19 protein-coding genes are annotated in these 24,743 nt (G+C 33.2%); 4 read left to right on the top strand and 15 right to left on the bottom strand.

The window, feature by feature from the left end:
* Nucleotides 1–10 precede the first annotated feature (10 nt).
* From ruvA to M2326_RS00835, 13 genes are all read right to left on the bottom strand, one after another.
* Complete coding sequence (gene ruvA / locus M2326_RS00775; RefSeq protein WP_264617655.1) at nucleotides 11–592, bottom strand: Holliday junction branch migration protein RuvA; 582 nt, start codon at nucleotides 590–592, stop codon at nucleotides 11–13.
* A gap of 68 nt (nucleotides 593–660) precedes the next feature.
* A complete protein-coding gene (locus M2326_RS00780) occupies nucleotides 661–2,940 on the bottom strand; it encodes an NADP-dependent malic enzyme (protein ID WP_264617656.1) in 2,280 nt (759 codons plus the stop codon).
* A 153-nt stretch (nucleotides 2,941–3,093) separates the two neighbouring features.
* The gene (locus M2326_RS00785; protein ID WP_264617657.1) at nucleotides 3,094–3,528 is read right to left on the bottom strand and encodes a CBS domain-containing protein; all 435 of its coding nucleotides are present in this window, start codon (nucleotides 3,526–3,528) and stop codon (nucleotides 3,094–3,096) included.
* 106 nt (nucleotides 3,529–3,634) lie between these two features.
* Nucleotides 3,635–4,552, bottom strand: coding sequence for a tRNA epoxyqueuosine(34) reductase QueG (gene queG / locus M2326_RS00790; RefSeq protein ID WP_264617694.1), 918 nt, complete (start codon nucleotides 4,550–4,552; stop codon nucleotides 3,635–3,637).
* 93 nt (nucleotides 4,553–4,645) lie between these two features.
* A complete protein-coding gene (ruvB, locus tag M2326_RS00795) occupies nucleotides 4,646–5,668 on the bottom strand; it encodes a Holliday junction branch migration DNA helicase RuvB (protein WP_264617658.1) in 1,023 nt (340 codons plus the stop codon).
* Nucleotides 5,669–5,749: 81 nt separating this feature from the next.
* Nucleotides 5,750–7,546, bottom strand: a complete 1,797-nt coding sequence (locus M2326_RS00800) for a cytochrome c oxidase subunit I (protein ID WP_264617659.1) — start codon at nucleotides 7,544–7,546, stop codon at nucleotides 5,750–5,752.
* Between the two features lie 31 nt (nucleotides 7,547–7,577).
* A complete protein-coding gene (locus M2326_RS00805; protein ID WP_264617660.1) occupies nucleotides 7,578–8,723 on the bottom strand; it encodes a cytochrome c oxidase subunit II in 1,146 nt (381 codons plus the stop codon).
* Between the two features lie 18 nt (nucleotides 8,724–8,741).
* Entirely contained in the window at nucleotides 8,742–10,091 is a 1,350-nt protein-coding gene (locus tag M2326_RS00810; RefSeq protein ID WP_264617661.1) for a cation-translocating P-type ATPase, read from the bottom strand.
* A 27-nt stretch (nucleotides 10,092–10,118) separates the two neighbouring features.
* Nucleotides 10,119–10,664, bottom strand: coding sequence for a c-type cytochrome (locus tag M2326_RS00815; RefSeq protein WP_264617662.1), 546 nt, complete (start codon nucleotides 10,662–10,664; stop codon nucleotides 10,119–10,121).
* A gap of 7 nt (nucleotides 10,665–10,671) precedes the next feature.
* On the bottom strand, nucleotides 10,672–11,196 hold the full coding sequence (locus tag M2326_RS00820) for a DUF3341 domain-containing protein (RefSeq protein WP_264617663.1): 525 nt from the start codon (nucleotides 11,194–11,196) through the stop codon (nucleotides 10,672–10,674).
* A complete protein-coding gene (gene nrfD, locus M2326_RS00825) occupies nucleotides 11,189–12,592 on the bottom strand; it encodes an NrfD/PsrC family molybdoenzyme membrane anchor subunit (protein WP_264617664.1) in 1,404 nt (467 codons plus the stop codon). The genes M2326_RS00820 and nrfD overlap by 8 nt, the downstream gene beginning before the upstream one ends.
* Before the next feature lie 37 nt (nucleotides 12,593–12,629).
* A complete protein-coding gene (locus M2326_RS00830; RefSeq protein WP_264617665.1) occupies nucleotides 12,630–15,686 on the bottom strand; it encodes a TAT-variant-translocated molybdopterin oxidoreductase in 3,057 nt (1,018 codons plus the stop codon).
* Between the two features lie 84 nt (nucleotides 15,687–15,770).
* Complete coding sequence (locus M2326_RS00835; protein ID WP_264617666.1) at nucleotides 15,771–17,090, bottom strand: c-type cytochrome; 1,320 nt, start codon at nucleotides 17,088–17,090, stop codon at nucleotides 15,771–15,773.
* A 217-nt stretch (nucleotides 17,091–17,307) separates the two neighbouring features.
* Here M2326_RS00835 and M2326_RS00840 point away from each other — a divergent pair, with 217 nt between their 5' ends.
* Nucleotides 17,308–17,697 (top strand): SPOR domain-containing protein, encoded by a 390-nt coding sequence (locus tag M2326_RS00840; RefSeq protein WP_264617667.1) that lies wholly within the window; start codon nucleotides 17,308–17,310, stop codon nucleotides 17,695–17,697.
* Between the two features lie 1,654 nt (nucleotides 17,698–19,351).
* Nucleotides 19,352–20,515 (top strand): MFS transporter, encoded by a 1,164-nt coding sequence (locus M2326_RS00845; RefSeq protein ID WP_264617668.1) that lies wholly within the window; start codon nucleotides 19,352–19,354, stop codon nucleotides 20,513–20,515.
* 362 nt (nucleotides 20,516–20,877) lie between these two features.
* On the opposite strand, the gene M2326_RS00850 is transcribed toward M2326_RS00845, so the two are convergent.
* Together M2326_RS00850 and M2326_RS00855 are read right to left on the bottom strand one after the other, a co-directional pair.
* Nucleotides 20,878–22,422 (bottom strand): ribonuclease E/G, encoded by a 1,545-nt coding sequence (locus tag M2326_RS00850; protein WP_264617669.1) that lies wholly within the window; start codon nucleotides 22,420–22,422, stop codon nucleotides 20,878–20,880.
* A gap of 375 nt (nucleotides 22,423–22,797) precedes the next feature.
* Nucleotides 22,798–23,088: an HU family DNA-binding protein gene (locus M2326_RS00855; RefSeq protein WP_108739332.1), complete on the bottom strand. Its 291-nt coding sequence runs from the start codon at nucleotides 23,086–23,088 to the stop codon at nucleotides 22,798–22,800.
* Nucleotides 23,089–23,222: 134 nt separating this feature from the next.
* Between M2326_RS00855 and mutY the strand changes: the two genes are divergently transcribed.
* On the top strand, nucleotides 23,223–24,257 hold the full coding sequence (gene mutY, locus M2326_RS00860) for an A/G-specific adenine glycosylase (protein WP_264617670.1): 1,035 nt from the start codon (nucleotides 23,223–23,225) through the stop codon (nucleotides 24,255–24,257).
* Between the two features lie 37 nt (nucleotides 24,258–24,294).
* Nucleotides 24,295–24,738 (top strand): single-stranded DNA-binding protein, encoded by a 444-nt coding sequence (locus M2326_RS00865; protein ID WP_264617671.1) that lies wholly within the window; start codon nucleotides 24,295–24,297, stop codon nucleotides 24,736–24,738.
* Nucleotides 24,739–24,743: the final 5 nt, after the last annotated feature.

Below are 24,743 nucleotides of genomic sequence, written 5' to 3' on the forward strand. Positions count from 1 at the left end.
TAATTCGTGTTTACAAATTTTTTAAAGCCTTTTTAATAATCGTTTCAACAGAAGCATCTGGATCTTCCTTAACAATTTTTTCAATAATTTTCTCAGATGCTTTACGAACAAAACCTAAAACCTCTAGTGCAGATAACGCTTCATCTCGATTTGTATTGCTTTGCGAGATTGAAACTTCATCTATATCATATAATTTAAGCATCTTCTCCTTCAGGTCCAAAATCACTCTTTGAGCCGTTTTAATCCCTATACCTTTTATAGATTGAATCGTTGCCACATCTCCTGATGCAATAGCATTTATTATTTGCTTAGGATCCATAGAAGAGAGCATTTGTCTCGCAATGTTCGCTCCAATTCCAGAAACAGATATTAATAGTTTAAAAATTTCTCTTTCAGATTTTTCAACAAAGCCATACAAAGTTTGGGAATCTTCTTTTACTTGTAAGTAGGTAAATAATTTTATAAAATCAGCATTAGGCAATAACGAAAAAGTATGGAGAGAAATATTTATATGATACCCTACACCTCCACAATCGATCACGACATCTGTTGGTGTTTTTTCAACTAACTTCCCTTGTAAATGTGCTATCATATTTCAATTAAATAAAACACCTATAGCTTAAAAGTAAGCTATAGGTGTAACTGTAAAAACTACTTAAATTATTTTTTCCTTTTTCCTTTTTCCTGTGCATCCAACACTGCAATCGTTGCCATATTTACCATTTCTTCAACACTAGCACCCAATTGGAAGATGTGGACCGGTTTGCCCATTCCCATCATAATCGGACCTATTGACTCCACTTTATTCAATTCTTTCAACAATTTATAAGTGATATTAGCTGAGTCTAAATTTGGAAAAATCAAAGTATTAACTTTTTTACCAACCAATTTTGAAAATGGAAATTTTTCTTTTAACATCTCTGGGTTTAATGCGAAATCGGATTGAATTTCACCATCAACAATTAGATCTGGATGATTTTCGTGTAAATAAGCTACAGCCTCCCTTACCTTATTTGCTTTTTCATTAGTAGAAGAACCGTAATTTGAATAAGAAACCATTGCAATTACAGGTTCTACTCCAAACATTCTTGCGGTTTTCGCCGTCATCAAAGCAATATTTGCAAGTTCAATAGCAGTTGGATCAATATTTACCGCAGTATCAGACAAAAACATTGGTCCTCTTGCAGTCATCATCAAATTTGTAGTAGCTACTATGGATGCTCTTGCTGCTTTGTTAACCATTTGTAACATTGGCTTCAAAACAGTAGCATAACTTCTTGTATGACCTGTTACCAAACCATCAGCCTCACCTGTATTAATCATCATTGCAGCAAAATAATTCCTTTCACGCATCAATCGTTGTGCATCATACAAAGTAATACCTCGTCTTTTTCGTGTTTCAAAATAATTTTCTGCAAAACGATTTCGTCTTGATGTCTCCTCTTTATCTTTTGGATCGATAATCTCGACATTAGCATCAAAACCTAATTCTGCTTTTAATTCCGATATAATTTCTTTATTACCCAACAAAATTGGAATAGCAACACCTTCTTCTAACACAATCTGAGCTGCTTTTAAAACGTCTAAATGTTCTGCTTCTGCAAAAACAATACGCTTTGGATCCATTTTCGCTTTATTACTTATCATACGAAGCATTTTATTGTCGTTTCCTAAACGTTCCAATAAATCTTCCTCATATTTTGCCCAATCCATAATTGGGTTTAGAGCTACACCAGATTCCATTGCTGCTCTAGCAACAGCAGGTGCTACAATTGCAATTAATCTTGGATCAAATGGTTTTGGAATTATATACTCTTTACCAAAAACTAATTTTGTCGCACCATAGGCTACATTTACTTGCTCAGGAACAGATTCCTTTGCAAGAGAAGCTAAAGCTTTTACTGCAGCCATTTTCATAGCCTCATTAATTTTGGTAGCACGTACGTCTAATGCACCACGAAAAATATATGGAAAGCCTAAAACATTATTAACTTGATTAGGATGATCAGATCGTCCAGTAGCCATAATAACATCTTTTCTAGTCTCAATCGCTAAATTATAATCAATTTCTGGGTTTGGATTTGCCATTGCAAAAACAATAGGATTATCTGCCATTCCAAGTAACATTTGCGCCGACATAATATCTCCAGAAGACAACCCTAAAAATATATCTGCTCCAACAAGTGCCTCTTCAAGACCTATTGAATCCATATCTTTTGCATATTTCAATTGGAGTTCTGATAATGCTGGATTATTTTTAGTTAATAAACCTTTACTATTAAACATCAATATGTTTTCAAGTTTAACACCAAGCAACATATACAAATCCGCACAAGCCAAAGCTGCAGAACCTGCACCAGACACCACCATTTTTACATCCTCGGCTTTTTTATCTGCTAATTCAAGTGCGTTGATTAATGCTGCTGACGAAATTATTGCTGTTCCGTGTTGATCATCATGCATCACTGGTATATTCAACTCTTCAACCAACCTACGCTCAATTTCAAAAGACTCGGGCGCTTTTATATCTTCTAGATTAATCCCCCCAAAAGTGGGTGCAATATTTTTTACTGTTTGAATAAACTCTTCAATGTTTTTCGTATCCACCTCAATATCAAAAACATCAATATCTGCAAAAATCTTAAACAATAAACCTTTACCCTCCATTACTGGTTTGGATGCTTCTGGCCCTATATCACCAAGACCTAGAACTGCTGTACCATTAGATATCACAGCAACTAAATTTCCTTTAGCAGTATACTTGTAAACATTATTAACATCCTTAGCAATTTCCAAACAAGGCTCAGCAACACCCGGAGAATAAGCTAATGACAAATCTCTTTGCGTTGCATATTTTTTTGTTGGAACTACCTGTATTTTTCCTGGAGTAGGTTTTGCATGATACAATAATGCCTCTCTTCTTTTACTATCCTTGTTCATAAACTTGATTTTTATCCTAATTTACAAAGATATAAGACTTGGTTTAATAAGGAAGCATTTCTCTTAATCTTTTCTTAAAAAAAATTTAGAATTAAATAACAAAAAAAAAGCCACAATAATTTGCGGCTTTTATGATACGTTTATTTGTTAACTTTATAGTTGAGTACCGTTAATATAAGAATCCAAATGACTAATCGTTTCTTTTTGGCTTTCAATAATTCCTTTCACAACATCTCCAATAGAAATCACTCCCAACACAGCATTCCCATCTACAACTGGCAAATGCCTAATTCTTTTCCCACTCATTAAGCCCATACAAAAGTCAATTGAATCAGTAGATTTAACGGTAATAATACCAGTACCCATAATTTCTTTAACCAAAGTACCTTTTGACGTTTTCTCCTTCAATACAATCTTGCGGGCATAGTCTCTTTCAGATAAAATCCCGACGATAACACCATCCTCTATAACGAGTAAAGCACCTACATTCTTCTCTCCCATGACCTTTAAGGCATCATAAACAGAAATAGTAGAAACTATTGAAAAAACTTCACCCCCCTTAACAATTATTATTTGATTTACAGTCATATTGAAAATATATTAGGATTATAAAGTTATACAAATAAAACCAAATAAGAGATAATATTAATATAAAAAAATAACCTAAAAATCTTTCTTAATACATTAAATAAAATTATTGTAAAAAAATAAGATTACGGGATAACCCGCTAAACTTTGTACGTTTTAAAGGAGACCCTTTGAAAATAACCTGAAAAGTTTCTTCAGTAATGTCTTCCCAATCTTTTTTAGACATTGATAACATTTCGGGTTTAGCATTAAATAATGGTTCATTATGTGGTTTTGAAAATCGATTCCAAGGACAAACATCTTGGCAAATATCACAACCAAAAGCCCATTCATCAAAATGACCTTTCATTTCCAAAGGAATATTTTCTTTCAATTCAATAGTAAAATAAGAAATACACTTACTACCATCGACCACATACGGTGAGGCAATAGCTTGAGTTGGACAAGCGTCTAAACAAGCAGTACAAGAACCACAATGATCTGTTACAGCATGATCATAGTCTAATTCTAAATCAATGATAAGTTCGGCTATAAAATAAAAAGAACCTACTTTTTGAGTAATAAGATTACTATTTTTACCTATCCAACCCAAACCAGACTTAGCAGCCCAAGCTCTATCAAGTACGGGAGCAGAGTCTACAAAGGCACGACCAGCTACATCTCCAATTTCGGATTGTATAGAAAACAATAATTCGTTAAGCTTATCCTTAATTACTAAATGATAATCGGTACCATAGGCATATTTTGAGATTTTATAAGTGTTTGCAACTTGAACTTTTTCTGGGTAATAATTTAATAGAAGAGAAATAACAGATTTACTTCCTTCTACTAATTTGGTTGTATCTAAACGTTTATCAAAATGGTTCTCCATATAGGACATTTTACCATTATGATTATTATTAAGCCAATCTTCCAACCTAGGTGCTTCATCCTCTAAAAAAATAGATTTTGATATACCACAAGACAAAAACCCGAGGCGCATAGCTTCAGATTTTATGAATTCAGTATTTTTAAATTTAGAAATAAAATAGGGATTAAAGGTTTAATATTTGATCTGATTAGTTGACTGCTTTTTATGAATAGAAATATATAAAGCAAAGGCAAGAAATATATAAAATTAAAAAAGACCACCTTGGGTATTTGTTTTGATTCTACCAAGATGCCTATAAGCTTTATCTGTAACTTCACGTCCGCGAGGCGTACGCATGATGAATCCTTCCTGAATAAGAAAAGGCTCATAAACTTCCTCAACAGTTTCACTACTCTCCGAAACAGCTGTAGCCAATGTGGATAAGCCCACAGGACCGCCCTTAAACTTATCAATTATAGTGACAAGAATTTTATTATCCATCTCATCCAAACCATGAGCATCAACATTTAGTGCTTTTAAACTGTAACGAGCAATCTCAATATCAATCGTCCCATTACCTTTAATTTGTGCAAAATCACGAACACGACGTAACAAAGCATTTGCAATACGAGGTGTACCACGACTACGTCCTGCTATCTCTATTGCAGCATCATATGAGATAGGCATTTTTAAAATAGCCGCTGAGCGTTCTACAATAGATGTTAAAAGTTCAGTTGTATAGTATTGTAAACGAGATGATATTCCAAAACGAGCACGCATGGGAGCAGTCAATAAGCCAGAACGAGTTGTAGCTCCAATTAATGTAAAAGGATTTAAATTAATTTGAACAGTTCTAGCGTTAGGACCAGACTCTATCATAATATCGATCTTAAAATCCTCCATTGCTGAATATAAATATTCCTCAACAATAGGACTCAAACGATGAATTTCATCAATAAACAAAACATCACGTTCGTCAAGATTAGTTAACAAACCAGCTAAATCTCCTGGCTTATCTAAAACTGGACCAGAGGTGATTTTAATCCCCACTTCCAATTCATTAGCAAGAATATTAGCCAAAGTAGTTTTCCCTAAACCAGGAGGTCCATGAAAAAGTGTATGATCTAATGCTTCATTTCGCTGATTTGCTGCAGCAACAAAAACTTTTAAATTTTCTAAAACCTGATCTTGACCTGCAAAATCATCAAATGACAAGGGTCTTAATTTTTTTTCGAGATCAAATTCTTCTGAACCGTAACCACTTGTTGTAGGATCTAAATTTTCATTCATCTGACAAAGATATAATAAAGTTTCAACTAAATAAAAATGCCTTTCTATTACAGAAAGGCATTTTAAAAATATTTTTAATTTCTAGTGATGTAAAACTTCTTCACCAGGTTTCATTGGTACATTTTGAGGAACAAAATCTTCTTCATGATTTGGATTAGAATAATCATAAGGCCATCTATGTACTTCAGGAATCGCTCCTGGCCAGTTACCATGAATATGTTCTACTGGTGTAGTCCATTCTAATGTATTAGATCTCCAAGGATTTTGTGTTGCTTTTGCGCCATAAAAAATACTACTAAAGAAATTGTAAAGAAAGACCAATTGAAAAACCCCACCAACTAATGCGAAGGTTGTTATCAATACATTTACGTTTTGCAAATCATCAAACAATGGAAAGTTAGTATTTGTATAGTAACGTCTTGGTAAACCAGCTAATCCAATAAAGTGCATCGGGAAGAAAACACCATAAGCACAAACTGCAGTAACCCAAAAGTGAACATATCCCATATTTTTATTTAACATTCTTCCAAACATTTTTGGAAACCAATGGTAAATACCTGCAAACATACCGTAAAGAGCAGAAATACCCATTACCAAGTGAAAGTGAGCAATTACAAAATAAGTATCATGAACGTTAATATCTAATGTACTGTCTCCTAAAATAATACCAGTTAAACCACCAGTTATAAAAGTAGAAATCATTCCGATAGAAAATAACATAGCGGGATTCAATTGCAAATTACCTTTCCATAAAGTTGTGATCCAGTTAAATGCTTTCACAGCCGACGGTATTGCAATCAATAATGTGGTAAAAGTAAATACTGATCCTAAAAATGGATTCATACCAGAGATAAACATATGGTGTCCCCAAACAATTGTAGATAAAAATGCAATTGCAAGAACAGACATAATCATCGCTCTATACCCAAAAATTGGTTTACGAGAGTTTGTAGCTAAAATTTCAGATACAAGTCCCATCGCAGGTAAGATAACGATATATACTTCTGGATGTCCTAAGAACCAGAATAAATGCTCAAACAAAACAGGTGAACCACCTTGATAATGCAAAACCTCACCAGCGATATAAATATCAGATAAGAAGAAAGAAGTACCAAAACTTCTATCAAAAATCAACAATAAAGCAGCTGATAATAAAACTGGAAAAGAAACAACACCAATAATTGCAGTTACAAAAAATGTCCAAATAGTCAAAGGTAGCCTAGTCATAGACATTCCTTTTGTTCTAAGATTAATAACTGTTACAATATAATTTAACGACCCCATTAATGAAGAAGCAATAAATATTGCCATAGAGATCAACCATAATGTCATCCCCATTCCAGAACCAGGAATAGCCTGAGGTAAAGCACTCAAGGGAGGATAAATTGTCCACCCAGCAGAGGCAGGACCAGCTTCAACAAATAATGAACTTAACATAATAACAGCAGACAAAAAGAACATCCAATAGGAAATCATATTCATGAATCCAGAGGCCATATCTCTTGCACCAATTTGAAGTGGTATTAATAAATTACTAAACGTACCACTTAATCCGGCCGTCAATACAAAGAAAACCATTATAGTTCCATGAATTGTTACCAATGCTAAATAGACATCATTCTTCATAACTCCATCTGGAGCCCATTTATCACCTAACAAAACATTAAATATTTTGAAAGATTCTTCAGGCCATGCTAATTGCATCCTGAAAAGCATAGACATTGTAATCCCTATAACTCCCATAATAATACCTGTAATAAGGTATTGTTTGGCAATCATTTTATGATCAATACTAAAAATATATTTAGTAATGAATGTATCTTTATGATGATGTTCGTGTTCGTGATCCACTACGTGATCGTGACCTTCTGCTGACATATAAGTTTACTTTAAATTTTCTTAATAAATATTATTTAACTGCTACTACTGGAGCAACAATTACTGAGTCTTTTAAAATTGTATCACCTCCTACAGTTGGGGCTGGAGTATTTGCATCTTTAACTTGTACAGCTAATAAAGTTTGCTCTTTAATCCATTTTTTATAATCCTCTGGAGTATCAACAATTATCTTCATTTGCATATTGTAGTGGGAAGCACCACAAATTTTGTTACAAAGTAATAAATAATCAAAAGTATAAGGATCCAAAGCAGTACCACCTTTAGCTACCAATTCAATAGACTTCTTGGCTCTTAAATCGTTTATATGAGCAACTTTTTCAATCATGTAAGGTAACTCTCTGTATTCTGATGTAGTGAAGATTGGCTCAAAAGCAAATTCAGTAACCATACCAGGAACACAATTCATTTGCGCTCTAAAATGAGGCATATAAGCTGAGTGTAAAACATCTTGAGATCTCATTTTAAAATGTATCTTTCTTCCTTTTGGAATATGCAATTCAGAAACTACAATATCATCTTGAGCATTAGGATCAGACATATCAACACCTAAAGTATTAATACCCTCAATATACCTAACATTTGCTTTACCAAGTACATTATCTTCACCCGCATAACGAGCAGTCCACTTAAATTGTTGAGCATATAACTCGATCACCACAGTGTCTTCTTCGTCATCAATAAACATAATATTGGTCCAAGCATATAAACCATAAAGGATTAATCCAGCCAAAACTACTGCCGGTATAATACTCCAAACAGCCTCTAGTTTGTTGTTATCTGCAAAATACATTGCCTTTTGACCTTCTTTACCTCTATACTTAAATGAAAAATAATGAATCAATACTTGTGTAATTGCTTGTACAATAAACAATAGAACCCATGAAATATTCATTAAGTTATCTACTAAAGCACCATGTGCGGAAGCAGGAGTGTGAAGAACTAACCCACCCCATGTAAACAAACCATAAATGGTAAGTATATATATGAAAGCTAGAAAACCAAACATCAAATAACCCTGAACATTATTATCGTTATCATTAGCCACTTGCGAATTGTCCACATTTGAACCTACTTGAGTAAGATCAAATATCTTGGTCAATTGCCACAAAGCAACTGCTAATAAAACTAAAACTATAATTACCAACAAACTTGTCATCTGTTTATCTCTTTAAAATTAATAATGAAAATGTTTACTTTCTTCTATAAATGGATTTCTCTTTGGCAACAATGGATTTTTACTTAATGCAGTAAACACAGTAAATATGAATAATCCAAGGAAGAAAAGAACCGATGAAATTTCAGAAACACCAATAAACCAACGGTCTCCAACTGTTCCAGGCATAATCATATTAAAGAAATCTATATAATGTCCAGCTAAAATAACAACACCAGCCATTACAATAACCCAACTAAGTCTTTTGAAATCAGTATTTAACAATATCAATAATGGAAACACAAAGTTCATTACGATAGCACCGAAGAAAGGTAAGTTATATAATTGAATTCTTGTAATAAAATAAGTAATCTCTTCAGGAATATTAGCATACCAAACTAACATGAATTGAGAAAACCATAAATAGGTCCAAAAGATACTAATACCGAACATAAATTTAGCTAAATCATGAATATGACTTGTATTTACATATTCTAGAAAACCTTTAGATTTTAAATAAACAGTAACTAAAGCTATAGTAGTAATACCACTAACAAAGAAACTAGCAAAAACATACCATCCAAATAATGTACTAAACCAATGAGGATCAACAGACATTATCCAATCCCAAGACATAATAGACTCAGAAACGATAAAAAAGACTAAGAACCCAGCTGTTATTTTAAAATTCTTTTTATAAAAAGAGTTATCATTAGCTCCGTCTTGTGCAACACAATACTTAGCAGTATAAAATCTATACAAATTCCAACCAGCCAAAAATATAGCTGCTCTTAAAATCCAAAAAGGAAAATTTAAATAACCTACTTTATTAGCTATAAGTTCATCGTGTGCAACTACTTCGGGATCTAACCAAATAAATAAATGATTAAAATGTAAACCACACAAAATTAAAAATATAAAAAATATAGCAGAACCAACAGGCAGATAAGCGGTAATTGCTTGCATAACCCTAAACAATACTGGAGACCAACCAGCTTGAGCTACAATTTGAATAGCATAGAATGCTAAAGTTCCCATTGCTATCAACATAAAAAAGATACAAGCAACATATAATGCAGCCCATGGTTTGTTTTGCAACTGGTGCAAAACGTGATTTAAATGCTCAGTATGTTCAGCATCATGGTGAGCAACTTCAGCATTGTCATGGCTAATAGTACCATGTGCTTCATCTGCCACTTTAGTTTCTTCATGATGTTCAGCACCATGGCCATCATGACTTTCAGCAGCAAGAAGTGTTTCAACTTCTTGAATATCCTTAGGTGCATTCAAAAAACCATATCCTATCCCCAATATACCAATGGCCATAAGGATAAAAGAAAAAGTTTTTAATTTACTTGAAAATGTATACATATCTATTACGATCAGTTTGTTCAACAATTATAATTGGCTCTTAAGTTTCAAAACATAGTCAGCAACTAACCAACGTTCGTGTGCACTTAATTGATTAGCATGAGAACCCATAGCATTTAAACCATAAGTCTCTACGAAAAAAACACTTCCTTCAGTAATCACCCTATCTTTATAATTTGGGACCCCAAGAAATTTTTCTCTTTCTACTAACTTTCCTTTACCATTTCCAGCTGCTCCATGACAACTGATACAATAAATATCAAAAAGCTCTTTTCCTTTTCCTGAATTACGATCTAACGAATCCAAAGGAGACTTTGAATTAGCTTTTGCCAATTCATAACCTGCAGTAGAATTTTCATATTCGTAAGGTTCAAAACCTCTCTTAATAGTACCATCTGGAGGAAGTTGACCTTCTTTACCATTTTTGAAAGCAGCAGATTCAGAATAAGTTTCATATCCTACTGATTCATACATATTAGGAAAGTATTGATAGTTCGGTGCTTTATCATTATGACATGATGCCACTAAAATAGTGATGCCTAATAAAAGTGCTGTTTTATATACCCTTTTCATATCTTTATTAATGCTTTTCAATTATTTTAACTTCTACAGCTCCAGTTCCTTGGAAGAAAGAAACTAGTTCTTCTTCATTTCCATTAACAGCCACTTCCATTAAAAAGTGATCATCAGTTGTTCTTACATCTGGATTTTCAGCTTCTTTAAATGGCCACAATCTACTTCTCATATAAAAAGTAATTACCATAAGGTGAGCTGCAAAAAACACAGTCATCTCAAACATAATAGGCACAAAAGCAGGCATATTTTCAATATAGCTAAAACTTGGTTTTCCACCAATATCCTGTGGCCAATCTTGGATCATTACAAAATTCATCATCCAGGTAGCAAATGAAATACCTATACAACCGTATATGAATGAACAAATAGCTAATCTTGTAGGCGCAAGTCCCATTGCTTTATCCAATCCGTGAACGGGGAATGGAGTAAAAACTTCTTCAATATGATGATGAGCTGCACGGGTTTTCTTAACCGCATCCATCAATATATCATCGTCATTATAAATGGCGTATATTACTTTATTACTCATGGTGTGAATCTTTATTTGCTTCTCTTTCTCTAATATAATTATCTCCAGTTCCTTTCAAAATTGTCTTAATCTCCGCTTGAGCAATCACTGGGAATGTTCTAGAGTATAATAAAAACAAAACAAAGAAGAAACCAATTGTTCCAATGAAAATTCCAATATCTATAAATGTTGGAGAAAACATAGTCCAAGATGATGGTAAATAATCTCTATGCAATGAAGTAACAATAATTACAAAACGCTCAAACCACATTCCAATGTTAACCACTATAGATAAAACAAAAGAAAAGATTATACTAGTTCTAAGTTTTTTAAACCACATAAATTGAGGTGACAAAACATTACATGACATCATTAATAAATATGCCCACCAGTATGGCCCTGTTGCTCTGTTTAAGAAAGCGTATTGTTCGTATTCTACTCCAGAGTACCATGCGACAAATAATTCAGTAATATAAGCTACACCTACAATAGAACCCGTAATCATGATGACAATATTCATCAATTCAATATGTTGTAATGTAATGTATGCTTCAAGGTTTGAAACTTTTCTCATAATGATTAACAAAGTGTTCACCATTGCAAAACCAGAAAATACAGCTCCTGCCACAAAGTATGGAGGAAAAATTGTTGTATGCCATCCAGGTATTACAGAAGTAGCAAAATCCATCGATACAATAGTATGAACAGAAAGAACAAGTGGAGTTGCTAAACCTGCAAGAACCAAAGATACTTCCTCAAAACGTTGCCAATCTTTTGCTCTACCACTCCAACCAAAACTAACAATTGAATAAATTCTTTTATTAAAAGGTGTTACCGCCCTATCTCTTAGCATAGCAAAATCAGGTAATAAACCAGTCCACCAGAAAACTAATGAAACTGACAAATACGTAGAAATTGCAAATACATCCCAAAGTAATGGTGAGTTAAAGTTAACCCATAATGATCCAAATTGATTCGGTATTGGCAATACCCAATAAGCTAACCATGGACGACCCATGTGGATAATTGGGAACAAACCTGCTTGAACAACAGAGAAAATAGTCATTGCTTCTGCAGAACGGTTAATAGCCATTCTCCATCTTTGACGGAATAGTAATAGTACTGCTGAAATCAGAGTTCCTGCGTGACCAATACCAACCCACCAAACGAAGTTAGTAATATCCCAAGCCCATCCAACGGTTTTATTCAAACCCCATGAACCGATACCTGTAGACACGGTGTAAATTATACAACCTATTCCCCAAAGGAAAGCGGTTAACGCGATCGTAAATACAATCCACCAATGTTTATTAGCTTTTCCCTCAACAGGAGCAGCTACATCAACTGTTACATCGTGATAGCTTCTATCACCTATAACTAAAGGTTTCCTAATGCTTGATTCGTAGTGAGACGACATAATCCTTTATATGTTTCTAATTAATAATTATTTTTTACTAGGTATTTCTAACTTTAACGTGATAAATCACATTAGGCTTAGTTCCGATATGTTCTAATAAATGATACATTCTGTCATCTTCTAATAGTTCAGCAACATGACTTTCTTTATCATTAACATCTCCAAATACCATCGCACCAGTAGTACAAGCACTTGAACATGCCGTTTGGAATTCACCATCAACGATAGTCCTACCCTCTCTCTTGGCTTTCAAAATGGTCGCTTGTGTCATTTGAATACACATTGAACATTTTTCCATTACCCCACGAGAACGTACAACAACATCTGGATTCAACACCATACGTCCCAAATCATCATTCATATGATAATCAAATTCCTCATTTCCATTGTATAAGAACCAGTTAAAACGACGAACTTTATAAGGACAGTTATTAGCACAATAACGAGTACCAACACATCTGTTGTATGCCATATGATTTTGACCTTGACGACTATGGGAAGTTGCAGCAACAGGACAAACAGACTCACATGGAGCATGATTACAATGTTGACACATTACCGGTTGAAAAGCTACTTGAGGATTATCCCCAGCTTTTTCCATTTCATTAAAAGTAGATAATGAATCTGACAATCCAGCAATATTATCTTTTCTGATATTATCTTCCTCAAATGTAGCTTCAGACGAATAGTATCTATCAATACGCAACCAATGCATATCTCTACTTCTTCTTATTTCAGATTTACCTACTACCGGAACGTTATTTTCAGCATGACATGCAATTACACAAGCTCCACATCCAGTACAAGCATTTAAATCAATTGATAAGTTAAAATGATGACCAATTGAACGATCAAAAGAATCCCATAAATCAACAGTCGTAGATTTTACTTCTTCATGATCTAAAGAAACCATGGGAACTGGGTTCCACTCTTTAGCATCTGCAGTATTAAAGATCTCCAAAGTAGTTTCTTTGATAATATCTCCTCTACCCATCAACGTTTTCTGACCTTGAACACAAGCAAACTCATGTTCACCGCTAGCTTTTTCAATACTAACCGTTTGAATATCATTAAAACCTTTATATAAAGTGTAAGCATTTAAACCTACTTGCATTTCTTCTTTTAAAGCTGCCTTACGTCCATAACCTAATGCTAAACCTAAAGTACCAACCGCTTGTCCTGGTTGAACAATGACTGGAATATTTTCAATTTTAACACCATCAATAGTAGTAATCGTTGCATAACTTCCGTTAAGACCACCATTAGCAACAATCTCATTTGTCATTTCTAATTTCTTTGCATCAGCATTAGAAACAGTAATGTAGTTATCCCAAGACACTCTTGTAATCGGATCCGGTAATTCTTGCAACCAAGGATTGGCGGCTTGCTGACCATCACCTAAACCCGTTTTAGTATATAAAACCAATTCAAATCCTTGACCCGCTTTTGATTTTGATAATGCTAAAGCAGCACTATTATAATCTGCAGCATTTCCTGAAACAGCTAGTGAATCACTAACAAAAATCCCATCGTGTAATACTTTATTCCAAGTTGCCCCTGCAGTAACAATAGCAGCAGTACCTTTCACATAATCATAATACGATCCCGCTATACCGTTTAAAGACATCAAAACTTCTTGAAACTGTTTTGTATCAAATAATGGACGGATAGTAGGCTGTGTAATACTATAAGTACCTCTTGTCAAACTCAAATCTCCCCAAGATTCTAAATAATGAGGGACTGCAGCTGCAACGGTAGTTAACAAAGCTGTCTCATCTTCTTTCAAAGAAAAAGCAACTGATGTTTTTACTTTTTTAAGCCCTTCAGCAAAAGATGCTGAATCTGCCAATGTATATATTGGATTAACACCACTCATTAATAATGTATGAACGCTACCAGCTTTCATATCATTAATCAACTGTGCTACTTTTTCGTTAGATCCTTTTCTAATTTGTCTTGAACCAGCAGTAATAAAAGCTTCACTACCTAATGCATTATTAATTGCAATAACTAATAATTGTGCATTTTTATCTTGAATACCTGAAACCAAAACTCCTTGAGTCCCAGACATTTTCAACTGATTAGCTGCTTTTGTTATTTCACCTTTAAACGTAGATTCTAAAGTTACAGGAATAGAAGCACCTGTTATTATATTATAGATATGAACTAAAGCTTGCTTTTGAACAGCAGTAGACACTGCCAAACGTTTGTCAGCAGCAGCACCAGATAAAGTCATGTTCGATTCCAATTGGAAGTGACGTGACATTTTTCCGTTTTTAGGAATTCTACCTTGTGCATATCCAGAATCATATCCACCACCTTGCCAATCTCCTAAAAAGTCAGCACCAACAGATACAATTAAAGAAGCTTTTGATAAATCATAATCCACTAAAGCTCTATCACCGTAAACAGATTCAAAAGCATCTAAAGCTTCCGAAGATGATACTGCATCATAAACCACATGCTTTGCATTTGGATTTTTTGATATAAATTCAGCAATTAATTTTTCTGTGGAAGGACTCGCCAATGTATTAGTCAAAAGGACCACTTGACCACCTTTAGCTTTTGCATCAATAAGACTTGAGTTAATTTTTGAAGTAACCGCTGACCAAGTTGCAGGTTTCCCTTCAACCTTAGGTTCTTTCAAACGCATACTATCATATAATGATAGCACAGACGCATGAACCCTAGCGTTTGCAGCGAATTTAGCTCCAACAATAGTATTATTTTCTATTTTAATAGGACGCCCTTCACGTGTTTTAACAAGAAGATTTGCAAAATCAAAACCATCAAACATTGAAGTAGCATAATAATCTGCTACACCAGGAATGATTTGTTCTGGTTGTAATACATAAGGTATCGACTTGTGTACAGGACCTTCGCAAGCAACAAGCGTAGCAGCTGCAGTACTAAATCCAACGTACTTTAAAAAATCACGACGTGATGTAGAAGAAGAAGACAATGCTTCATTATTCCCTAGAAATTCATCCGTAGGAATAGCTTCAACAAATTCGTTATTTTTAAGCGCCTCAACAATAGAACTATTTACGTCTAGCTCCTCAACACTTTTCCAGTATTTTTTGTTTGATGACATTTTATATAAATATTAGAATCTTAATTATTATTTTCTTTTATAAGTAATTTGAAAGTTGGCTATATTTCGAACCAATTTACAAATCTAGTAGTGACATTTACCACACTCTAAACCTCCCATTTGCGCAGCAGTCAACTTATCAACTCCATACTTCTTAGAAAGCTCTTCATGTATTTTGGTATAATACTCATTACCTTCCATTTTAACATCCGTTTTTCTATGGCAATTAATACACCATCCCATTGTTAAAGGAGCAAATTGTCTTTGGATTTCATAAGTCTCAACTGGACCATGACAAGTTTGACATTCTATACCTGCAACAGTAACGTGCTGAGAGTGATTAAAGTAAACAAAATCAGGTAAATTATGAATACGTACCCATTTTACTGGTTGTGATTTCCCAGTATAAGTTTGAGTCGCTTTATCCCATCCAACTGCAGTATATAATTTTTGAATTTGCTCATCGTAGAATGCTTTACTGTACTCTGGAGTAGCAGTACTTTCAGCAACTTCAGAAATATTCTTATGACAGTTCATACAAACATTTAATGAAGGAATTCCTGAATTCTTACTTACTCTCGCAGAAGAGTGACAGTATTTACAATTAATCTCATTATCACCGGCGTGAATTCTATGAGAATAATGTATTGGTTGAATTGGCTCATATCCTTGATCAACTCCAACTTGCATCAAGAAACCATAAACAAAGTACCCACTTGCCAACAACATAAAGATAGCAGTAACCAAAACCAAAAATTGGTTTTTAGCAAATGCTCTCCATATTGGAATAGATTTTTCTTTTTCAGTTACTTCAATTCCATTAGCCCTAGCAACCTTAGTCAGTACTTTGTTCACCAAGAACAACATTACAACTAACATCGCCATTACAAGAGCAAGTGCTCCTAGAATTATATTATTAGAAACTCCACTATCAGTAGCAGCAGGACCACCTGGAACTGCACCAGCCGGAGCAGGAGCCTCAGCCTTAACTTCAGAAGTGTATGCAATAATATTATCAATATCCCCTTCTGATAATTGAGGGAACGGAGTCATTATTGCTTTATTATTTTCTTCAAACAATTTAACCGCTGCAGCATCGCCCGACTTAATTACGTCAGAGCTATTATGCACCCACTTATAGATCCATGCCATTTCGTGCTTTGCAGCAACACCTCTTAGGGCAGGCCCCGTAGATTTTGCATCCAATTTATGACATGCAGCACAGTTAGAATTAAAAAGTTCTTTTCCTTTTACAGGATCGGCACCTTGCGAGGCCGCAGGAGCTTCAGTTGCAGCTGCAGGAGCAGCATCTTGAGCAAAGGAAGTTAAGGAAAAAGCTAGCGACAAAGCAAAGCTTAAAAATAATTTCCTTGAGATCGAATTATGGTTACCCACCTTTTTCATATTATATAATGATTATCTACTAAAAATTGGCACAGTTTTTAATACATTACTGCCTTAAAAAGTTACACCTTTATTATAAATCTCGACAAAAATACGACTTATGAACTATTCACAAAAACCTAAAATAGTCTTATTTCCAATTTATATTTATTCTAAATAATATTTTACTTTTACATTACGTCATTAAGTCTTACTTTTGTCTAAAAATCATCACATTATGAGAATTTTAACATTTAAAAATAGCCTAGCCGCTAGTATTTTACTCTGTATTACTACAACAATTACATCTGCACAGGTAACAAATACAAACATCAAACAGGATGATAAATTTATTCAGTTGCTTAGTGAAAAAAGGAAGATAAACAGCTCAATAGTTGCTAATGAGCGCTATACGATTCAAGTTTATTCCGGAAATAGCGAAGGAGCAAAAAAAACTCTCTATAACTGCAAACAGGAATATGGTGATCTTGATGGAACAATTATATTCTTTACCCCAAACTATAAAGTCTGGATTGGCAACTTCAGAACAAAACTAGAAACGGTTCGCTACAGCTTAAACATCAAAAAAAAATATCCAAATATGCTAATAATAAAACCTCAAAATTAGCATGGCAAAAATCTTCAATTAATTAAACCATAATAGCCTTATACTAGCTAAACAAACTATCTCAAACAATATTCTCGCCCTACATTATTGCATTATATAAGCAGAGGTAACATTATTACAATTCAATATAAATAAAATATCCAGACCTAATTTGCAATTTAAACAAGCAATAAAATAAGTATTGTAGCTACTACTTAAGCGGTTTACAACTATAAAAAATAAAAACTTCTACTAAGATATAAAGGCCAGTATAGACCAATGCTAAAGACAGAACGATACGACTATTCATATCAACACCTAGGTAAATAATTTTTATAATAATAAAATCAATAACTCTGATAACAGATTATTTCTTATTAAGGTGAATTTTAAAAATTAAAGCTACAACCCCTACCTCTACATACTAAGCCACTACTTAAAAGTACGTTACCTACATCAAAAGTACCTGAACAAAGTACAAGAAATAAATTTCTAAGAGTTCAAATAAAACAATAGATATAAAGAATACTCTCAATAAACCACAATTAAGTACCCAAATCAGACGAATAAAAAACTTAAAAAGTATTGATGAACATAATTAGGCCTCAATCTGTTTTACACATCCTGTATACAAAGTGACTAACTATAGCAATACAATCAAAGGGTGCCAAATCAAAAGAGAGGCTCTAATTGTTATTATTTTCATAAAAAAAACCATTAAACTTAGTACTATTCAACCTTAATCAATTAGATTATCTTAAAATATGCACTCAACCAATTAGTATAAAAAATATTAAAATTTATTCCTTGATTCATTAATAATCGGCTATAATGAAACATTTGGGTGATAAAAATCATTATCTATAAATCAAAAAAAAGATAAAAGTGTTATTTAACAAGGCAATATCACCAGATGAATACAGATTATTAAACACTCTCACTTGATAATTTAAACTTAAATCTAATGTCAAACAATAAAAAGACTATTAGACTACTCTTTATATAAAATCACACTACTAATAAACTATATAGATTAAAAGATTTTTATTAAATAATAATAGTAAAGGGAAAGAGATATTCAAAAATTTGATTTTAATACTGACACTACGCGACATAGTAAATCTCTTCATTACTTAAACAAATAACTTTGAAGAAATGAACTATAAAGTTGTTGACCCTAAAATCATTTCATATTTGACAGCTTTTCTTTTATCAATCCAAAATTTGTTAATGACTGATATACTACAATTGGCGAAGTAGAAATATCATCTTTACCTCTATAGAATATAATAATTTGAACCGTATTCTTTAAAATAGATTTATAAGGAACACCTAAATCAAATACTTTCTCTTTAAATACTCTGCTACACCTATAATTATCTATAGTATTTAACAAAAAACTATTACACGATAGATATTTACTCTAGTTAAAACAAATAGTAGTGAATTAAAAAAATAAACACACTTTCCTTTTAGAATATAAACAATCTCACAATAGGTATAATTTTGTACTAATAGTTAAAAAGTGATCATTTTTAAATTAATCGAAAGCCAATGTATTAAAATACTTCAGATTGCGCAAAAACTATTTTTACAATTAAATAATGCAAAATTATAACTAATGTAGTTAGTATATTGAATATTTTTGTAGACACAAAAAATCTACAAATAAAAAATGAAAAAGAGCCTTCTTTCCCTTACCCTAGGCGGATTAACGATTGGAATTACAGAATTTGTAATGATGGGTCTATTACCTGACATTGCCACAAATTTAAATGTCAGCATTCCTGTAGCTGGATATTTAATTTCAGCTTATGCATTGGGGGTTGTCATAGGAGCTCCCCTTCTAGTCATTCTTACTAGAAATTTACCTCCCAAAAAAACACTATTAATCCTCGCAGCGTTACTTGCTATCTTCAACTCTTTATCCATAATAGCACCAAGCTATAATTTTTTATTTTTATCACGGTTTTTATCAGGATTACCACATGGCGCATTCTTTGGTGTAGGCGCTGTGGTGGCCAACCGACTTGCGGAAAAAGGAAAAGAAGCCCAAGCAATATCACTCATGTTCCTGGGTCTAACAATTGCCAATGTAGTAGGAGTTCCCATTGGAACCTATATCGGACATCATTATATTTGGCGATATACTTTTATTATAGTAGGTGTAATTGGAATAATTACTTTTTTGAGCATTAAATTCTGGATGCCAGAGTTAAAAATCAAAGAAGAAGGCAATATTAGAAGTCAATTAGAATTTTTCAAAAAACCAGAATCTTGGCTAGTCATCATGATTACAGCTATAGGATCTGGTGGATTTTTTTGTTGGATAAGCTACATTGCACCTTTACTAACTGAAATATCTGGTTTTGAAGAAGCTGACGTACCTTTTATTTTGATACTAGCAGGAATAGGAATGGTAATTGGAAATGTTATAGGAGGGAAATTAGCAGATAAATACTCTGCTGAAAAAACAATTATTTATATACTACTCGCCATGGCATTAGATTTGGGTTTAGTATTCTTTCTATCAACAAATCTATATATAAGTTTGATGTTAGTCTTCACAACTGGTTGTCTATCATTTGCTATAATAGCTCCAGTACAAATGTTAATGATAAAAACTGCAGTAGGAGCTGAAATGATTGCCTCTGCAACTATTCAGGCTGCTTTTAATGTGGGTAATGCACTAGGAGCATTTTTGGGAGGCCTACCATTGACAGCAGGATTCAATTATGCTTCCCCTAATTTAGTTGGAGTTACTATGGCCCTCTCTGGCGTTGTCTTTACCTTAGTTTTTATACAAAGAAAACGACGCCTTTTGAATTTAAAAATTTAGCATCAGAACATATAAGCTATAATAAAAAAACTGTCTTTTTAGCAATTGGCAGTTTTTTTTATGCTCAAAAGTTATATACAATCTGACTATTGCTAAAAACATAAATAGCATTAAAGCAATCAATAATTTTAAAATATAACTAATGAGTAATCACAATTCAATTAATAATAAGGTCAATATTTAATCCTATTTGTACATAATTATCTAGATTAACAACCAACTCTTTACAGCATAAGAATAGTGCCTATCAATAATATATTTTATATTCGAAATTATTATTATTATTATTATGGGATTATTTAAATTTCACAGTAACAACAAGACACAAAAAAACCGCCTATCTTACGACAGGCGGTCTTTGTTTATTCGTTTATAGCATTTCCACTTTTGTCATAGAAATGATATTCTAGATACGTGTAAGCGTCACGTGGTATGATTTTCACCCATTTCTTATGTTCAAAAAACCATTTTGAACGTAATGATGGAAAACCTTTACTGAGGTATGCAGCCACAAACGGATGAGCATTTAACACAACATTATTGTGGATTTTTAATATTCTATCTAAGTCAGATTTAATTCTATCGATGATTAAAATTGGTGCTTCAATTTCACCGTTCACATCGTTTGGATCTTCTTCTCTAGTTTTTATATTTACTTCTGGTCTTACCCTTTGTCTTGTAATTTGGACTAGTCCGAATTTACTAGGGGGTAAAATTTTGTGCTTTGCTTTATCATCATTCATTTCTTCTCTAAGGAAGTCGAATAATATTTTACGATTTTCTGGATTTGACATATCGATAAAATCAATAACAATAATCCCACCCATATCACGCAGACGTAATTGTCTAGCGATTTCGCCGGCAGCTATCATGTTTACTTCCATTGCAGTATCTTCCTGATTGGTAGCTTTATTAGAACGATTTCCACTATTTACGTCAATAACGTGAAGAGCTTCAGTATGTTCTATAATAAGATAAGCACCTTTACTCATGGAAACAGTTTTCCCAAAGGATGTTTTGATTTGTCTCTCTACATTGTACTTTTCAAAAATCGGAGTGTCTTTTGATTGATAAAACTTAACAATAGATTGTTTTGAAGGTGCAATTTCTTGCAAGTAATCTTTTGTTTGATTGTACAACTCTTCGTCATCAATTTGAATGCTACTAAAAGTATCATTAAAAACATCTCTTAATATTGAAGAAGCTCTATTGAGTTCTCCTAATACCTTAGATGGATGATGAGCTGTTGGTAATTTTTTACACATTGCAGTCCATCTGTCTAGCAGGTTCTGCAAATCTTTTTCTAATTCGGCTGTATTTTTGCCTTCGGCTACTGTACGAACAATAACACCAAATCCTTTTGGCTTGATGGATTGCACAAGCTTTTTCAAACGGTCTTTTTCTTTTTTGTTTTCTATCTTTTGAGAAATAGAAACGCGATCAGAAAAAGGAACCAAAACAATAAATCTACCTGCCAGTGAAAGCTCAGCGCTTATTCTTGGTCCTTTGGTAGAAATAGGTTCTTTGACAACTTGCACTAAGATAGATTGATTGGCATTGATTACTGCTGTAATCGAGCCATCTTTTTCTATCTCTTTTTCAAACTGAAAGTTTTTTAGGGAGAAATCTTTTATTTTACCTGCGCTTACAAGTTTTATGAACTTCAGTTGGGAAGATAAATTAGGACCCAAATCGTGATAATGTAAAAAGGCATCTTTTTCATAGCCTACATTTACAAAAGCAGCATTAAGACCAGCAACAGGTTTCCTTATTTTGGCAATAAATATATCACCAACTTGAAAGTTGCTTTTTTCTTCTTCTTTGTGTAATTCAATTAGTTTTCCATCTTTTAATAAGGCAAAATCTACGAAATCAGAACTAGATCGAATGATTAATTCTTTATTCATTTGTAAATTTTTATCCGTGAATGGGTTGTTGGTTATTGGTTGTGGGTTGCTAGATTAAATCCAACAACAATCAACTACCAACCATCAACTTCTCAAGGATGGATTAAACAATAATTTAAACAGGTTTTAACCCGAAGAAAATCAGCTAGCAGTCTTCAGTTGATAGCTATCAGTAAACTGAATACTAAAAACGGAAGACTGATTACTAATTTTCAATTTCAATGAACTTTTAAAAAGAAAAAAGTAGTTATAAACTACTTTTTCTTCTTGTGACGGTTAGCTCTCGCTCTTTTTTTACGTTTGTGAGTTGCTACCTTATGTCTCTTTCTTTTTTTACCACTTGGCATAATCTTTTAGATTTTATGATTAATAATATTATTTTGCTTCGTTATTTGTTTTTACTCCTTCTACAAAAACTTTTGCAGGTTTGAAAGCTGGAATGTTGTGTGCAGGGATTTTGATTGTAGTGTTTTTAGAAATATTTCTTCCTGTTTTTTCTGCTCTAGTTTTAACAATAAAACTTCCAAAACCTCTTAAATAAACGTTATCACCAGTTTCTAAAGAGTTTTTAACCTCTTCCATAAAAGTTTCAACTGTTGCTTGAACATCTCCTTTTTCAAGCCCTAGTTTTTCTGAAATTTTTGCTACGATATCTGCTTTCGTCATTATCTTTCCTATTTATTATTTTGTAATAATTTTTTTTGAGTGTGCAAATATAGGAATTTAAAATACAATATATCAAGCTAATTCATTAAATTTTAATCATATAAACTTTTACTTTTGTTTACAAATATTTTACAATGACTTTTCATAAAACACTAATTACTTGGTATTTACAAAATAAACGCGATTTACCATGGCGTAATACAACCAATCCGTACCATATTTGGCTGTCTGAAATCATGTTACAACAGACCCGAGTAGCACAAGGAACGCCTTATTTTTCCTCCTTTACAACAAATTTTCCAACTATTTTTGACTTAGCAAATGCAGATGAAGAGCAAGTTTTAAAATTGTGGCAGGGCCTTGGCTATTATTCTCGTGCTCGAAATTTACACAAAACGGCACAATATATAGCTTTTGAATTAAACGGGCAATTCCCAAGCAATTATAATGACTTATTAAAACTAAAAGGAGTTGGTGAATATACCGCTGCCGCTATCGCCTCTTTCTCTTACAACGAGGTTGTCCCCGTAGTGGACGGAAATGTTTTCCGGGTTTTAGCACGCTATTTTGACATTGATTCTGATATTTCGCAAGCAGCTACTAAAAAAGAATTTACCGCACTCGCCACTGAACTCATACCTGATGATAATCCTGCAATCTTCAATCAAGCTATAATGGAATTTGGTGCCCTACAATGTACACCAAAAAGCCCTAATTGTTCAATTTGTGTATTCAATAATGGCTGCCTTGCACTCCAAAATAAAAAAGTAGATAGCTTACCTGTAAAATTAAAAAAAACAAAGATACGAAACCGCTACTTCAATTACATTATAGTGGAGGACGAGCAACATCATACTTTAATACAAAAAAGAATTCAAAAAGGAATTTGGCACAACTTATATGAATTTCCATTAATAGAAACTGAAAAAGAGGAAAATTATGACTTTGTTTCAAAAGCGATAATTAAGAAACTATATGCCCTAAACGACATCATAAGCCTATATGAGTACGACCACAAAAGGGTCATACATAAATTATCACACCAACATTTAAATATTAAATTCTGGAAAGTTGAAATAAAAGGGAAGCTACCAAACGGGATAAACCAAACGACTTTAAAAACCTTTCCTTTCCCGATAGTCCTTCACAATTTCATAGAGGGAATTTAAAAAAAATGTATCTTTGAGTTTAATACAGTAAAAGATAATGAACGGGACATTAAACAAAGTGATGCTTATTGGTTTTCTTGGAGAAGATATTAAGATGCACTATTTTGACGGAGGAAATTGTATTGGAAGATTTTCGCTGGCTACCAATGAGGTATATATCAACAAAACCACCAATGAAAAGATCACTTCGACAGAGTGGCATAATTTAGTAGTTCGAAACAAAGCTGCCGAAATTTGCGAAAAATATTTAACCAAAGGAGATAAAATCTATATTGAAGGCAGAATTAAATCGCGTCAGTGGCAAACTGAAGACGGCTCAACCAAGCATACCACAGAGATTCAGGTCACAGAATTCACTTTTTTGAACACTAAAAAAGAGAGTGAAAACAACAAACAAAATTCTCCAACTGAATCCGCAAAAAACACTAACTTTGACGCTCAAAATAATAACGACTTACCTATAAATGATTTGCCGTTTTAATTGTC

This window comes from Flavobacterium psychraerolatum, from assembly GCF_025960985.1.
Classification (GTDB): domain Bacteria; phylum Bacteroidota; class Bacteroidia; order Flavobacteriales; family Flavobacteriaceae; genus Flavobacterium.